Origin of the sequence: Psychrobacter lutiphocae DSM 21542, assembly GCF_000382145.1 — a bacterium.
GTDB lineage: Bacteria > Pseudomonadota > Gammaproteobacteria > Pseudomonadales > Moraxellaceae > Psychrobacter > Psychrobacter lutiphocae.
Genome location: NZ_KB907622.1, coordinates 29,529 through 43,570 on the forward strand (window position 1 = coordinate 29,529; position 14,042 = coordinate 43,570).

General features: G+C 43.1%; 14 protein-coding genes. 10 read left to right on the plus strand and 4 right to left on the minus strand.

The genetic code is table 11. The annotated features are described in order from the left end of the window. Window positions 1–27: 27 nt before the first annotated feature. On the minus strand, window positions 28–1,533 hold the full coding sequence (gene gatB / locus H140_RS0100135; RefSeq protein WP_019671622.1) for an Asp-tRNA(Asn)/Glu-tRNA(Gln) amidotransferase subunit GatB: 1,506 nt from the start codon (window positions 1,531–1,533) through the stop codon (window positions 28–30). A gap of 47 nt (window positions 1,534–1,580) precedes the next feature. On the opposite strand from gatB, the gene H140_RS15725 reads away from it, so the two are divergent. Next, window positions 1,581–1,778 (plus strand): hypothetical protein, encoded by a 198-nt coding sequence (locus H140_RS15725; RefSeq protein ID WP_156819030.1) that lies wholly within the window; start codon window positions 1,581–1,583, stop codon window positions 1,776–1,778. 295 nt (window positions 1,779–2,073) lie between these two features. Here the strand turns inward: H140_RS15725 and H140_RS0100145 are convergent, their stop codons facing one another. From H140_RS0100145 to gatC, 3 genes are all read right to left on the minus strand, one after another. Continuing rightward, on the minus strand, window positions 2,074–2,664 hold the full coding sequence (locus H140_RS0100145; protein WP_019671624.1) for a hypothetical protein: 591 nt from the start codon (window positions 2,662–2,664) through the stop codon (window positions 2,074–2,076). Between the two features lie 242 nt (window positions 2,665–2,906). Next, a complete protein-coding gene (gene gatA, locus H140_RS0100150; RefSeq protein WP_019671625.1) occupies window positions 2,907–4,415 on the minus strand; it encodes an Asp-tRNA(Asn)/Glu-tRNA(Gln) amidotransferase subunit GatA in 1,509 nt (502 codons plus the stop codon). A gap of 82 nt (window positions 4,416–4,497) precedes the next feature. Continuing rightward, on the minus strand, window positions 4,498–4,827 hold the full coding sequence (gene gatC / locus H140_RS0100155) for an Asp-tRNA(Asn)/Glu-tRNA(Gln) amidotransferase subunit GatC (protein ID WP_019671626.1): 330 nt from the start codon (window positions 4,825–4,827) through the stop codon (window positions 4,498–4,500). A 702-nt stretch (window positions 4,828–5,529) separates the two neighbouring features. Between gatC and H140_RS0100160 the strand changes: the two genes are divergently transcribed. From H140_RS0100160 to rplW, 9 genes are all read left to right on the plus strand, one after another. Beyond that, the gene (locus H140_RS0100160) at window positions 5,530–6,558 is read left to right on the plus strand and encodes a rod shape-determining protein (RefSeq protein ID WP_019671627.1); all 1,029 of its coding nucleotides are present in this window, start codon (window positions 5,530–5,532) and stop codon (window positions 6,556–6,558) included. A gap of 71 nt (window positions 6,559–6,629) precedes the next feature. Continuing rightward, complete coding sequence (gene mreC / locus H140_RS0100165) at window positions 6,630–7,547, plus strand: rod shape-determining protein MreC (RefSeq protein WP_019671628.1); 918 nt, start codon at window positions 6,630–6,632, stop codon at window positions 7,545–7,547. Between the two features lie 92 nt (window positions 7,548–7,639). Next, on the plus strand, window positions 7,640–8,119 hold the full coding sequence (gene mreD / locus H140_RS0100170) for a rod shape-determining protein MreD (RefSeq protein WP_019671629.1): 480 nt from the start codon (window positions 7,640–7,642) through the stop codon (window positions 8,117–8,119). Window positions 8,120–8,265: 146 nt separating this feature from the next. Beyond that, window positions 8,266–8,970, plus strand: coding sequence for a Maf family protein (locus H140_RS0100175; protein ID WP_019671630.1), 705 nt, complete (start codon window positions 8,266–8,268; stop codon window positions 8,968–8,970). Window positions 8,971–9,397: 427 nt separating this feature from the next. Next, on the plus strand, window positions 9,398–11,326 hold the full coding sequence (locus H140_RS0100180) for an Rne/Rng family ribonuclease (RefSeq protein ID WP_019671631.1): 1,929 nt from the start codon (window positions 9,398–9,400) through the stop codon (window positions 11,324–11,326). Between the two features lie 692 nt (window positions 11,327–12,018). Continuing rightward, window positions 12,019–12,330: a 30S ribosomal protein S10 gene (rpsJ, locus tag H140_RS0100195; RefSeq protein WP_007394248.1), complete on the plus strand. Its 312-nt coding sequence runs from the start codon at window positions 12,019–12,021 to the stop codon at window positions 12,328–12,330. A gap of 95 nt (window positions 12,331–12,425) precedes the next feature. After that, window positions 12,426–13,064 carry a 50S ribosomal protein L3 gene (gene rplC, locus H140_RS0100200; RefSeq protein ID WP_019671634.1) on the plus strand — a complete coding sequence of 213 codons (639 nt, stop codon included), beginning with the start codon at window positions 12,426–12,428 and terminating at the stop codon, window positions 13,062–13,064. Window positions 13,065–13,078: 14 nt separating this feature from the next. Beyond that, the gene (rplD, locus tag H140_RS0100205) at window positions 13,079–13,681 is read left to right on the plus strand and encodes a 50S ribosomal protein L4 (RefSeq protein WP_019671635.1); all 603 of its coding nucleotides are present in this window, start codon (window positions 13,079–13,081) and stop codon (window positions 13,679–13,681) included. After that, on the plus strand, window positions 13,678–14,031 hold the full coding sequence (rplW, locus tag H140_RS0100210) for a 50S ribosomal protein L23 (RefSeq protein ID WP_019671636.1): 354 nt from the start codon (window positions 13,678–13,680) through the stop codon (window positions 14,029–14,031). Before rplD ends, rplW begins: the two co-directional genes overlap by 4 nt. The last annotated feature ends 11 nt before the right edge of the window (window positions 14,032–14,042 follow it).

Genomic DNA, 14,042 nt, shown 5'->3' on the forward strand with positions numbered 1-14,042 from the left:
GCACTAAATGAAGCTTTAGGCTTGTTATTAACCCAATAATTCTTTTAGAATTTGGTTAACTTGTTGCGGGTTGGCTTTACCACGGCTGGCTTTCATTACTTGACCGACCAGACCGTTAAAGGCTTTTTGTTTACCACCTTTATACTCGTCAACCATCTGTTGATTATTGGCAATCACTTCTTCAACCATGGCTTTAATCGCACCAGTATCTGTTTCTTGCTTCAAGCCTTTGGCTTCAATGATTTTGTCCGCAGCGTCTGCATCATCGCCACCTTCACCATCATATAAAGCGGTAAACACTTGTTTTGCCAATTTGCCTGACAGCGTATTGTCATTTAAGCGCTTTAACAAGCCAGCCAATTGTACTTCGCTGATAGGGGAGTCGCTGATGGTTTTGTCGTCTTTGTTCAACGCGCCCAGTAAGTCACCCATCACCCAGTTTGCGGTCAGTTTTGCATGCTCAGTGCCAACCGCTTCTAGTACGGTCTCATAATAGTCGGCCAGTTCACGGCTACCGGTTAAGATGCGTGCGTCATATTCTGACAGACCCAACTTTTCTTCAAAGCGGGCACGGCGAGTCACTGGCAACTCAGGCATACTGTCACGGATGGCATCGACCGTGGCTTGGTCAATATGCACTGGCAACAGGTCTGGATCTGGGAAGTAGCGATAATCATCGGCATCTTCTTTGGTACGCATGATACGTGTTTCATCTGCATCTGGATCATATAGCATGGTTGCTTGAACCACTTGACCGCCGTCTTCGATGATATCGATTTGACGCTCGATTTCACGCTTAATCGCATTTTCGATGTTACGGAATGAGTTTAAGTTTTTCAGCTCAGTACGGGTACCAAAGGCTTCACCTGGCTTGCGCACAGACACGTTACAGTCACAGCGGAATGAGCCTTCTGCCATGATGGCATCTGAGATATCTAGCCAAGTCACCAATTGGTGAATGGCTTTAATATAAGCAACCGCTTCGCTCGCTGAGCGCATGTCTGGCTCAGACACAATCTCAATTAAGGGAGTACCCGCACGGTTTAAGTCAACTCCTGTCATACCAGCAACCGCATCATGCACCGACTTACCGGCATCTTCTTCTAAATGACCACGAGTCACACCAATGCGCTTTTTATACTCATTTTTCCCACCTTCATTGACCACCACATCGATGTAACCTTTGCCCACGATTGGATGCGCCATCTGTGTGATTTGATAACCCTTAGGCAGATCAGGGTAGAAGTAGTTCTTACGGTCAAAGGTATTTAACATACCAAGCTCAGCATTAATACCAATACCGAACTTTAACGCACGCTCAATCACACCCTCATTAAGCACAGGCAACACACCTGGCAGACCTAAATCAACAATATTCGCCTGCGTATTCGGCTCATTACCAAACTGAGTCGAACCACTCGAAAAAATCTTACTTTGCGTATTTAGCTGGCAATGAATCTCAATACCGATGACCACTTCATAGCCATCAATCAACAACTCTTTACGCGTCTCAATTTCACGGAACTCGCTCATACTTTTTCCCATCACTATTTATAATTAAAATGACAAATATAATTAAAATGACAACTCATTACTCATTCGTATTTGTATCAAACCGATATCTATCAGTAGCCAATCCTGCTTTTCGCTACTATCTGCTCATCTTGGCAATGCATTTGCTAAGGTTTGGCGTGTCGCTTGCTCACCGCGTCGCCACGCCAAAACCAAGCAATGCACTATGCCAATCCAAGCAGTATATCCGCTACAATCAGGGCTAAACCGCACCTGAAACCCACCCCAGCCGTTCTTAACACACACCATCACAACGTCTGTTAGTCATGTAGGGTGCTTTCCAAGCACCTTTTAAGTCACAATATCTACTTTTAAGTCACAACATCATCTAATTGGTGCGTAGAATGCACCCTACCGCTAACCTTCAAATATATTCCTTTCTAAAACCGGTGGATTACACTTCGCTAACCACACCCTACCGCAACAACTCCCAAATGCCTAGCTCCCTTTTTCAAGGGGAGGGCTGGAGAGGGATTCATTCTCAACTATTAAAATTATTATCTATGACTCACTTGAGCCAATCACATGACCATTATTATCAGTCATAACCAACTTTGTCGCCCCTGACGACTTATAGTCTGCATAGTTTACCCCCGTAATATCTTCAAATAAATAAGCAATCAAATCGCGATTGATGTAATCTCGATTTGTTAGCACCCATTTAGACGTTTTATCTAATGCCTGCCATCTCTCAGGCGCATCGTCACAGCTATTGACCACTAATGACACCTCATAACCAAGTGTTTTCATAATTTCAATGACGTCTGTAACGTCTTCTGACACACCAATCTGGGTGATAATAGACTGCTTATTATAAAAGGCTTTAACAGCCAGCATACTCGCCAAATACATACTTAACTTAATATCGCCTTCATTAAATTGTACTATTGGTTTACCAGAGAGAATTTTAAAAGTCTCAAGTACGTCAACGGGAACGTGGTCATCGCGATAATCAGCATACAACGCTTGTTCATCACTGACATCTACCGTACCATAAATTAATACAAACACAGGTTTGTTATGTGAAGGTATGTTTTGTAAAAGTTTATTTGAATATTCTTCCACTTCATCTCTAGTAATTACTGATGTCATAATAGTAGATAGTCTCTTTAAGTAGCGGTAGGGTGGGTTAGTTTTGTCAAGCTTCCAACGGAAGTATAGTCCAACGGAAGTATAGATAAAACGTAACCCACCCTTCAAACTCAATTAGTGCTCAAACTCCCCCTTTCTTAAAGGGGGATTTACACCAAAATTTAAAAAAGCTCTTCTCCCTCCCTTCTTGCAAAGGGAGGGTCGGGGAGGGATAACATTATCCCTTTCCAATACTAAACAAACTAAACCCCAGTCTGTGCCACAGGCGACAGCTTAGTATGATAATCCGTATGCTGTTGGAACAGATGCGCTGTGGTTAATAGCTTGCTGTCATCCCAGTGATTACCAATAAGCTGTAACCCGATAGGTAGACCCGCTTGATTGAAGCCGGCTGGCATGCTAATGGCTGGCAGACCTGCTAAGTTCACCCCAATGGTGTACACATCGCCCAGATACATGGTTACTGGATCTAATGCGGTATTTAGCTCATAAGCGGTATTTGGTGCTGTCGGACTGGCAATCACATCACAAGATTCAAAGGCTTTTTTGAAGTCCTCTAAGATCAAACGGCGCACCTTTTGCGCCTTGGTATAGTAAGCATCAAAGTAGCCGGCAGATAGGGCATAAGTACCCATTAGGATACGGCGCTGTACTTCGGTACCAAAGCCTTCAGAGCGGGTACGGGTGTACAGGTCAGCCAAGTCTTTTGGATCTTCACAGCGGTAACCAAAGCGTACGCCATCGAAGCGAGATAGGTTAGAAGAAGCTTCCGCTGGCGCCAGCATGTAGTAGGTTGCCAACGTGATTTCTGGATCTGTGATATTTACTTCAACAATAGTGGCGCCCAAATCTTCGTACTGTTTTAGAGCAGCACGTACTGTTGACTCAACTTCTGAATCTAGACCAGAACCAAAGTATTCTTTGGCGACACCGATACGCAATCCAGCAAATGGTTTGTCAGCATCAGCTTTCTCAGCAGCAGCTTGTAGATCCGCCACATAGTTTGGTACTTCACGGTCAATTGAAGTGGCATCACGTGGGTCATAACCAGCCATAGGGTGAAGCAAGTAAGCACAATCTTCAGCTGAGCGACCTATGGTACTGGCCTGATCAAAGCTTGAAGCATAAGCAATCATCCCAAAGCGAGACACACGACCATAAGTTGGCTTCATACCAGTTAGACCACAGAATGAGGCAGGCTGACGAATTGAACCACCGGTGTCACTACCCGTTGCAAAAGGCACAAAACCGGCAGCCACTGCCGCTGCTGAACCACCTGATGAGCCACCTGGTACACGGCTGGTATCCCAAGGGTTATGTACCGCACCATAAAACGAGCTTTCGTTGTCTGAGCCCATGGCGAACTCATCCATATTCAGTTTACCTAAGCTAATAGCGCCAGCATTACGGATATTAGAGACAACAGTAGCATCATAAGGTGACACAAAGTTGTGTAGCATTTTTGAGCCAGAGGTGGTTAGCACGCCTTTGGTACAAAATAAGTCTTTATGCGCCATAGGAACACCAAGTAGAGGTGTGTTGGCTAAGTCTGCACCTGAGCTGCGCTTGGCATCTGCATCTTTTGCAGCTTGGCGAGCACCGTCCTCATCTAGGGTGATAAAGCTGTTAATGTCTTTGTCTAAGGTGTTGATGCGCTTTAAGAAATGATCAGTTAGTTCAACACTACTAAAGTGTTGGCTTTGTAGGCCATCAATCAGTTGTGCAATAGATAGATGATGTAAGTCAGACATATTGGGCGTCCATCCTAAATGGTTAAATTGGGTTGTTTGATCAATCAGTTTGTTCGATAACTGGTTGTTTTTATTATGATTATTATTCAATAACCTGTGGTACCAGATATAGACCTTGTTGTACTGCAGGTGCAATGGCTTGGTTGGCGTCACGGTCGATGCTGTCATCGGCGATATCTGCACGCAGTTTTTGTGCCGCTTCATGGACGTTGGCCAGTGGCATTAAACCTTCGGTATCGACACCAGATAGAGTTTGCATCATGGCTAAGATTTTGTCGATATCATCGGCAAAGTGCTCAGCAGTGGTTTCATCAATAGCCAAGTGTGATAATTTGGCGACCTGTAAAATATCTGCGGTGCTGATTCTTTCTGCTTGATTGGTGTCTAACTGAGATGAGCTTTGAGTAGTCATAAAACAAAATATCCTTCTTGCAATAGGCTGGTTTGTAAGAGTAAATATGATAGCTTCTCAAGGGTTGTGATTAGCATGTATTGTTATAAAGTTAGTAGTAGCTGGTTAAAGCGACTAAAATGGGTTGCTTTTCGCATACTGCTGGTTTATAAATAATTGTCGCTATTATAAAGCAACTAGGTGTTATTTTCAGTTGTTCGAGGGTAGCACCCAAAATAATTTCAAATATCAATGGGATTTATCTTTAACTGAGCATTGATTTATCAACGATTAAATCGCTATTTGACACAAGCTTGGCATCAGTTTGGTCTTGATTTTCGATGAATACAACCTTAATTAAGGTGTCACAAACTACGTTTGACATGAGATGTTGCAAAATAGTTTGTTAAAGAAAGATGAAAATGAACAGATTTACATGATTTATCGACAATTAAACGCTATAATTTGTGTCACTTTAATATTTCACTAAACTTTATTAAGCTTTATTAGGCTTTTTCTTGTCGTCATACTCAACTTTGGTTAGAGTATGCTTATTTCTGCTCGACAACATCTTAGATGTATATTTTAGTCAGAATATATTTTAGTATGTCAACCCCACTTTATTATTTGAGAGTCATACTAGGCTATCTTAGCAGCAATGATGCTATGTAGTGTATAGATGATGGCTACTTTTTAACTCGCAATACGCTGGAAACACGATACATGAACCCGTTTGGATTTCTATCTAACAACATTGCCATAGACCTTGGTACTGCTAACACATTGATTTATGCACCTGGAAAAGGGGTGGTTCTTGATGAGCCAACCGTAGTAGCGCTGCGTAGCAACCGCACTCAAAACCCAACAGTAGCCGCTGTTGGTATTGATGCAAAACAAATGTTAGGCCGTACCCCGGATAATATTACCGCAATTCGTCCATTAAAAGATGGTGTGATCGCAGACTTTGAGGTCACTCAAAAGATGCTAAAGCACTTTATAAATAAGACCAAAGTTAGACGCTTTTTGGCACAGCCAAATGTGGTGGTTTGCGTCCCTTGCAAATCGACTTTAGTTGAGCGCCGTGCTATTCGTGAGGCGGTCGCCTCTGCTGGTGCTAACAAAGTTTTGCTGCTAGAAGAGCCTATGGCTGCTGCTATCGGTGCCGATTTGCCAGTACATGAAGCCAGTGGCTCTATGGTGGTGGATATCGGTGGTGGTACTACTGAAATTGCGATTATTTCGTTGTCAGGTTGTGTTTATGCGGATTCTATCCGTATAGGTGGTGATATCTTTGATGAAGCTATCATTACCCATGTGCGTCGTAATCATGGTTGTATTATTGGTGAAACGACTGCTGAGCGTATTAAACAAAGCGTTGGTTCTGCCATCGATGAAGATGCCAAACTTGAAGTAGAAGTGCGTGGTCGCAGTATGGCTGAAGGTGTTCCTAAGACGTTAACTGTGACTTCTGAAGAAGTACAAAAGGCGTTAAGTGATTCACTAACGGGCATTGTTAGTGCGGTTAAAACTGCCTTAGAGCAAACGCCACCTGAATTGTCTTCTGATATCGCAGAGCGTGGAATTGTATTAACTGGTGGCGGTGCATTGTTACGCAATATCGATAAGTTGATCTCAAAAGAAACGGGCTTGCCTGTGACTGTTGCTGAAGATCCCCTCACTTGCGTTAGTCGTGGTGGTGGTGCTGCTTTGTCGTTTATTAATAACAAAAGCTTAAACATGATTTTTGTTTAATGTGTCGTTGATGTTTGTCGTTAGTGAATAACACAAATTGCGTATATCCTTGATAATTTTAAAAGAGTCGTATGCCCTCCATTAGCATCTTTGCACAACAAAGCCTGTCTTTAAAAAAAACGGCCGCTGTTTTATTAGTGGCCATGATTTTGATGCTGCTAGATAGCAAAAACCCAGACTGGTTTACACCTGTGCGTGATACCAGCCATGCTGCTATGCAGCCCATTTATCAGTTATCAGTCTTCCCTAACTTTGTCAGTCACTGGGCGGAGGGCACTATGATGAGCAAAGAAGCGCTACGTCGTGAAAATGTGCAATTACATGCACAGCTGCTGCATGCACAAGCTAAGCTACAACAGCAAGACTATGTATTGGCACAAAATGCACGCTTACAAGGTATCTTATCCACCACCAAGCCAGATCAATATGACTTAAATCTTGCACAAGTGATTGGCACGGATACCAATCCACTAAAGCAGATAGTGGTGATAAATAAAGGTAGCAAGGATGGAGTGGAGGTCGGACAGACTGCCATTGATGAAAATGGTATTTTGGGACAGATTATTAATGTGTATCCCAATACCAGCCGACTATTATTAATTACTGATGAGCTGCAATCGGTATCAGTAACGGTCAGACGTACTGGTCAGCGTGCTATCGTTACTGGTCAAGGCTCACCCAGTGCATTAAAGTTGGACTATATCTTTAAAACATCAGATATTCGATTAGGTGATGAGTTGATTTCTTCTGGTTTAGGTGGCCGTTTTCCAGCAGGATACCGAGTGGGGCGTGTTGAGTACATCAGCCCAAAACAAAATGATAACTTTATGAATATCGAAGTAGCGCCTGCAGCCGATTTTATCAACAGCTCTTATGTGCTAATCATGCAAGACAGTAAAAATGCGCCTAGCTATATCGATGATAGTTTTGCTAGGTCATTAGAGCTTACCCATGCCCCTTATGTACCTGTCAGTCGTCCCAGTGAATAAGGATGGCTGTATAAGTACGCCAACACTCGTTGCAAGCAGTTATCAAGAGTTTATATAACAGGCGTTTATAATAAATAGGCACTACTGATACTATGATAAAAGCTCGTTTAACTCCCGGACAGGTAGTGCTTGGTATTATCGCAAGCTTTATTGTAGCTTCGATTGTCAATATCTATCCGTTAAGTTTAGAGGCATCTGTATTTCGCCCGACAGCACTAATTATGGTGCTTATTTTTTGGTTGATATATAAGCCACGTTATGTCGGAGTTGGTACTGCTTTTTTGATTGGAGTGATTGCAGATTTATTGTTAGATACTCGCTTGGGTCAGCAGGCATTTTCAGCAGTTGTGATGGCGTTTTGTATTCGTTTTATTGGACGTTATTTGCGTGAGCTTAATTTAACGATTGCATGGATGGTTGCAACTGCTGGATTGCTGGTGTTTCAGCTTACCTTATGGTTGGTTCAGTATTTGACCCAAAATATATTTTATACTCAGGCTATCGTCAGCCTAGTCATTAGTATTGTCGCTTGGCCCTTGGTATATATAGCATTGAAGCGATTTATACGCTAGAGGCTATATAGGCATTAATACGTAGTCATAAGTCACCATTCATTCTAAGTGAAAGCGGTAAAGCTAAGTGAAAGCGGTAAAGAAAAAAGCGATAATGTCGTGGCAAAAATACCCCCGTTTTCTTTGCGCAATAAGCGAACCTTATCATGGATATTATTCTAGCATCAACTTCTCCTAGGCGTCATCAGCTATTATCTTTGGCTGATATTAACTTTGTAACGCTTGCGGTCGATGTGGATGAGACGATTTTGGCAGATGAGCGTCCGCAAGATTATATAGTGCGTATGGTACAGACTAAGGCGCAGCAGGCATGTCAGTTGTTACTGTGTCGTTATAATGAAGTCAGCCAGACTCAAAGCAATCAAAATAGTCAAAGTGACCAAAAAAGCCATCAAGCTAAGCTTTCTCACCAAACTAGCCAGTCTGAAGATAAACAAGAGTGCCAGTATCTTATTATCACCGCAGACACCATAGGTGTATTGGCTGATGGACAATCAATTTTGGTTAAGCCAGTTGACAAAACAGATGCATTTGCCATGTGGCAACAAATGTCTGGTACTGAGCATTCTATTTGGACAGCTGTTCAGTTAACGCTTGTGACGGATGGCGGTGATGTGGTTTGTCAAAAGAATTTATTGGAAAAAACAAGCGTTAAGTTTATTGCTTTAGATGAAGCAGAGATGCAGGTGTATTGGGAAACAGGCGAGCCCCAAGATAAAGCCGGCGGTTATGCCATCCAGGGCAAAGGTGCGTTATGGGTAGAGCGTATTGAGGGCAGTTATTCCAATGTAGTGGGTTTGCCTTTGGCGCAAACGGTGGCTGCGATTCGGCAGATACAAGCGCAGATTTAGTAATAGGAATAAAGATAATAAGCACGCTAATCATTAATTTTTTAGCGTTGTGATTACTTTTATAACTTATACTTTTATGACTTATACCTTTATAACTAACTATATCAATTTATTATTACTTTTATTAACTCTTAGATATTCGGCTATCAGCGAATAAACAGCTAGTAACTATCAAGCACTGTCTGTTGGCTTGTTATTCATGACACTTGGTTTATACTGTTTCCAAGATATAAATGTTAATATGTAACATACCTATCATTAGTAACACTATCAAGAAATAATAATTTTATGAGCAAACATCGTATTTTGTTGTTTGCCGAACAATTTTGAAACGGACTTATTCACTTATTACGGACTTATTCACTTATTACGGATTTATTCACTTATTACTGATTTATTAACTCATTAAAGAATAAAAAGGTCTGCTATGTCAGAAGAGCTACTCATTAATGTTAGCCCAATGGAGTCACGGGTCGCTGTTTTGAATAACGGTGTGGCCAGTGAGGTCTATATTGAGCGGCATAATAAGCTTGGTCTGGTCGGCAATATTTATCTTGGCACTGTGGTGCGCGTATTACCTGGTATGCAAGCGGCATTTGTTGATATTGGTCAATCACGCACTGCTTTTTTGCATGTTAATGACATGCGTCGCCCGACACGAGCCACCCCACCAAGTATAGAAAATCACATGGCGCCCACACCTCACCTTGCCAAGCAAGAGCCTAGTGTGTTAACCAGTATGTCGGTAAGTCGCAGTGAGCATATTGCTGAGAAGGTCGGCAGTGGTAGTAGGAGTGGTGTAGATATCAATCAGAGCAACGCTAATACTATTGATAACCATGACCCTGATAACAACCATGACCCTGATATCAGTACCCACATTAGCGCAGAAACAGTTAGTGTCGCCTCTCAGTCGGAGGCTAAGACGGAGAACCAAGGCTCAAAGCAAGATGGTGTGCAAAATAGTGGCATTAGCACTCTGCTAAGTCATGAAGTGCCAGCAGCAAACCAGACAGGAGGGTATAGTATTATCAAGGATGACTCACCAGATATGGTGGGTAATGCCATCACTCAGATTGATAATAAGCCCTTGCCAAGCAAAGTACGTCATGTCATTGAGCCACCGCGGCATGAGCTGATTCAATATCGGCTGCAAGAAGGTCAAAAAATCTTAGTGCAAGTCACCAAAGATCAGCTGGGCACAAAAGGCGCACGCTTAACTACCAATATATCTTTACCCTCACGTTACTTGGTTTATTTGCCATCAAGCGAGCATATTGGTATCTCACAGCGTATTGATAATGAAGAGGAGCGTCATCGTCTAAAAACTGAGCTTGGCGCACTTATGCAAACGGTCAATTTAACTGGAGGACTAATCGCCCGTACGGCTGCTGAACGGGTACCAGTCGCCAAGTTGGAAGAAGATATTTATTATCTAGTTCAATTGTGGCGTACCATTCAGGCACGTAAGGTGGCTTCAGCAAATAGCAGTCAACCAGCGGTTTTGATTTATCAAGAGTTATCATTACCGCTGCGCTCGATTCGTGACCTAGTACACCCAGATACCGAAAAGGTCATTGTCGACCATGAGGGCATGTACAACGAAGTTCGTCAGTTTGCCAAAGAGTTTGTGCCCTTTATCTACCCTCGGATCATCGCCTATACTGGCGAGCAGCCACTGTTTGATGTGCATCGGGTAGAGGAAGACTTGCGTGATGCGCTCAAGCGTCGGGTTGACTTAAAGTCAGGCGGCTACCTGATTATTGATCAGACTGAAGCGATGACCACCATTGATGTGAACACAGGCTCATTCGTCGGCGGTCGCTCGCTAGAGGACACGGTTTATAAGACCAACTTGGAGGCCACCCACGCCATTGCAAGGCAGCTAAGACTGCGTAACTTGGGCGGTATTATTATCCTCGACTTTATTGACATGCTAGAGCAAGAGCACAAAGATGATGTGCTTGAAAGCTTGCAGCATCAGTTGTCGCAAGACTATGCCAAGACTAAGATTACCCAAGTTAGCGAGCTGGGCTTGGTGGAGATGACGCGCAAACGCACCCGTGAATCGCTGGAACAGCAACTGTGCGAGCCGTGCCATACTTGTGGTGGTAAAGGCTTCATTAAGACCGCTGAGACGGTTTGCTTTGAGATTTTCCGTGAGATTATGCGCTGTGCTCGTACTTATAATGCACCGAAGAAGTTTACCGTGGTCGCCCATGCCTCTGTGATTGACTTATTATTGACCACAGAAGCGGATACGGTTGCGGATTTAGAATATTTACTGGGGCGCGTGATTACGTTTGAGGTAGAGAACCTATATACCCAAGAGCAATATGACATAGTATTAGACTGACGCTAGTATCCCATGAAGGGTTAGCGCTCATCCGATAACTAGAACAATCATAGCCGTTACAGTATCCATAACGTGCATATCAATAAACAAAACCAAAAGCAAAACAATGGCCTCAACATCTGGAGACGTACCACTTATCTTAGGTGCGTCTTCTTGCCCTTTGTATTCATAAACAGTGGCGCGCGCCTCGTCCCTCGGCGGGTGCAACAGTAGGGCTTAGGTTGAGTGAGGCTAGATGACTACCAGCGAGTATAGCCCAACCAAAACAGCCATTAAATGTTATCAAAATGTAACAGCAGCCCTAAAGACAGCCAAAAAAAAGCAGAAAAACCCACGGTTACCCTTGCAATTCATCTTCAGCTCTGTATAATACAACCCACTGAATTTATATCAGCGCTTCAAGTGAGTGTGTCAAAATACGGCAACGTATATCATTTTCTACACTTATAAAGCTTGGCGTTAATACAGCTGGGGCATCGTTCTCGGCACTAATTTCATACTTCTTTGCTACCTTCCTATAAGGAAATGGTGGGCAAGGATTAAACTTATTTTGTTTTTTGATATTGTTGGATGTGATCTAATCACGATTTAACCAAAAAATAAATCAATTATATAACGGCTATTTATCAACTAATCATCACATATAAGAAGTAGTGATTACTGATAAACCCATTTATTAGGAGCTTGCTGGCATGGCTAACCAGAGAATCCGTATCCGACTAAAGTCTTTTGATCACAGATTGATTGATCAGTCGGCACAAGAGATTGTCGATACCGCAAAGCGCACTGGTGCGCAAGTTTGTGGTCCTGTACCGTTGCCTACTCGCATAGAGCGTTTCAACGTCCTAACCTCGCCACACGTCAACAAAGACGCGCGAGATCAGTACGAGATTCGTACTCACAAGCGTATGCTTGACATCGTGCAACCAACTGATAAAACAGTTGACGCATTGATGAAATTGGACTTGGCTGCTGGTGTAGACGTTCAAATCGCATTGGGTTAATCAAAAGCGCGTCTTAAATTAAGCGTAATGATTAATGAAACGCGACTTTTAAAAATTACCCCAAACTATTAATTGAAGATATAAAGAGGTTTAACATGGCGATCGGTTTAGTCGGTAAGAAATGCGGCATGACCCGTGTCTTCACTGAAACAGGCGCTTCTATCCCTGTAACAGTTGTTGAGGTCGATGCAAACCGCATTACTCAAATCAAAACGAAAGACACTGACGGCTATCAAGCCATCCAAGTCACCACAGGTGAGCGTCGTGACAGCCGCGTAACAGCAGCACAAAAAGGTCACTTTGCTAAAGCCGGCGTAAAAGCAGGCCGTGGTGTATGGGAATTTCGTGTTACAGAAGAAGAGCTAGAAGGACGTGAAGCGGGTAGCGAAATTGCTGCCGACCTATTTGAAGCAGGGCAACTTGTTGATGTAACAGGTCGAAGCAAAGGTAAAGGCTTCCAAGGTGGCGTAAAACGTCATAACTTTAGTATGCAAGATGCTACTCACGGTAACTCAATTTCGCATCGCGTATTGGGTTCAACAGGTCAGAACCAAAGCCCAGGTAAAGTTTTCAAAGGTAAGAAAATGCCAGGGCAAATGGGTAACAAACAAGTTACCGTTCAAGGACTTGAAATCGTGTCAGTAGATGCTGAAAAAGGTCTTCTCGTCATTAAAGGTGCCCTTCCAGGTGCCAATGGTGGCGATGTCATCGTACGTCCGTCAATCAAAGCCTAAGCAAGGGGATTAACGTGAATTTAAAAACTGTTACAGGCGCAGCGGTTGAGCTGTCTGACACGGCATTTGGTCGTGAATTCAACGAAGCCCTCGTTCACCAGGTCGTCACTGCTTATTTAGCAGGCGCACGTCAAGGTACCCGCGCACAAAAAACTCGTGCTGAAGTTTCTGGCGGTGGTATTAAACCATGGCGCCAAAAAGGTACTGGCCGTGCACGTGCAGGCTCTATTCGTAGCCCAATCTGGCGTAGTGGTGGTCGAGCATTCGCTGCAAAACCACAAGATTGGTCACAGAAAGTGAACCGCAAAATGTACCGTGGTGCCATGCAGTGCATCCTAGCTGAATTAGTACGTCAAGATCGTCTAATTCTAGTGGATGACATCACTGTATCAGCGCCAAAGACTAAAGAACTAATTAGCAAATTGGCAGAACTTAATGCACCACGTGCATTAATCGTGACCAATGAAGTTGATGAGAATCTATACTTAGCTGCTCGCAATATTCCACACGTGAATGTTCTAGGTACAAAAGAAGTAGATCCAGTTAGCTTGATTGCGTTTGATAAAGTCATCATGTCTGTTGACGCAGCGAAACAATTTGAGGAAGCACTAGCATGAATAACGCAAGACTTTATCAGGTCTTAAAAGGGCCTGTGTTCTCAGAAAAATCTCAGCTGCTAGGTGACTCGCTAGGCGTTCAAGTATTTAAAGTAGATACCAATGCCACTAAGCGCGAAATCAAAAAGGCAGTTGAGTTAATGTTTGAAGGTGTGGAAGTTACTAAGGTAAACACCTTAAATGTTAAAGGTAAAACAAAGCGCTTTGGTCGCACAATAGGTCGTCGTAATGATTATAAAAAAGCCTATGTGACTTTAAAAGCTGGTCAAGATGTACAAATGGCTGATGCTGGTGAAGAGGTTGCAGATACTGCAGCAACTACTACTAGCGATGCAGCGAACAACGAATAAGGATACAAATC

Bases quoted from the DNA above. Each gene is read 5' to 3' on its own strand.
- H140_RS15725 (WP_156819030.1), top strand. From the start codon at position 1,581: ATGACAACTCATTACTCATTCGTATTTGTATCAAACCGATATCTATCA.
- H140_RS0100180 (WP_019671631.1), top strand. From the start codon at position 9,398: ATGTCAGAAGAGCTACTCATTAATGTTAGCCCAATGGAGTCACGGGTC.
- gatB (WP_019671622.1), bottom strand. From the start codon at position 1,533: ATGAGCGAGTTCCGTGAAATTGAGACGCGTAAAGAGTTGTTGATTGAT.
- rpsJ (WP_007394248.1), top strand. From the start codon at position 12,019: ATGGCTAACCAGAGAATCCGTATCCGACTAAAGTCTTTTGATCACAGA.
- rplW (WP_019671636.1), top strand. From the start codon at position 13,678: ATGAATAACGCAAGACTTTATCAGGTCTTAAAAGGGCCTGTGTTCTCA.
- H140_RS0100145 (WP_019671624.1), bottom strand. From the start codon at position 2,664: ATGACATCAGTAATTACTAGAGATGAAGTGGAAGAATATTCAAATAAA.
- gatC (WP_019671626.1), bottom strand. From the start codon at position 4,827: ATGACTACTCAAAGCTCATCTCAGTTAGACACCAATCAAGCAGAAAGA.
- mreC (WP_019671628.1), top strand. From the start codon at position 6,630: ATGCCCTCCATTAGCATCTTTGCACAACAAAGCCTGTCTTTAAAAAAA.
- gatA (WP_019671625.1), bottom strand. From the start codon at position 4,415: ATGTCTGACTTACATCATCTATCTATTGCACAACTGATTGATGGCCTA.
- rplC (WP_019671634.1), top strand. From the start codon at position 12,426: ATGGCGATCGGTTTAGTCGGTAAGAAATGCGGCATGACCCGTGTCTTC.
- mreD (WP_019671629.1), top strand. From the start codon at position 7,640: ATGATAAAAGCTCGTTTAACTCCCGGACAGGTAGTGCTTGGTATTATC.
- H140_RS0100160 (WP_019671627.1), top strand. From the start codon at position 5,530: ATGAACCCGTTTGGATTTCTATCTAACAACATTGCCATAGACCTTGGT.
- H140_RS0100175 (WP_019671630.1), top strand. From the start codon at position 8,266: ATGGATATTATTCTAGCATCAACTTCTCCTAGGCGTCATCAGCTATTA.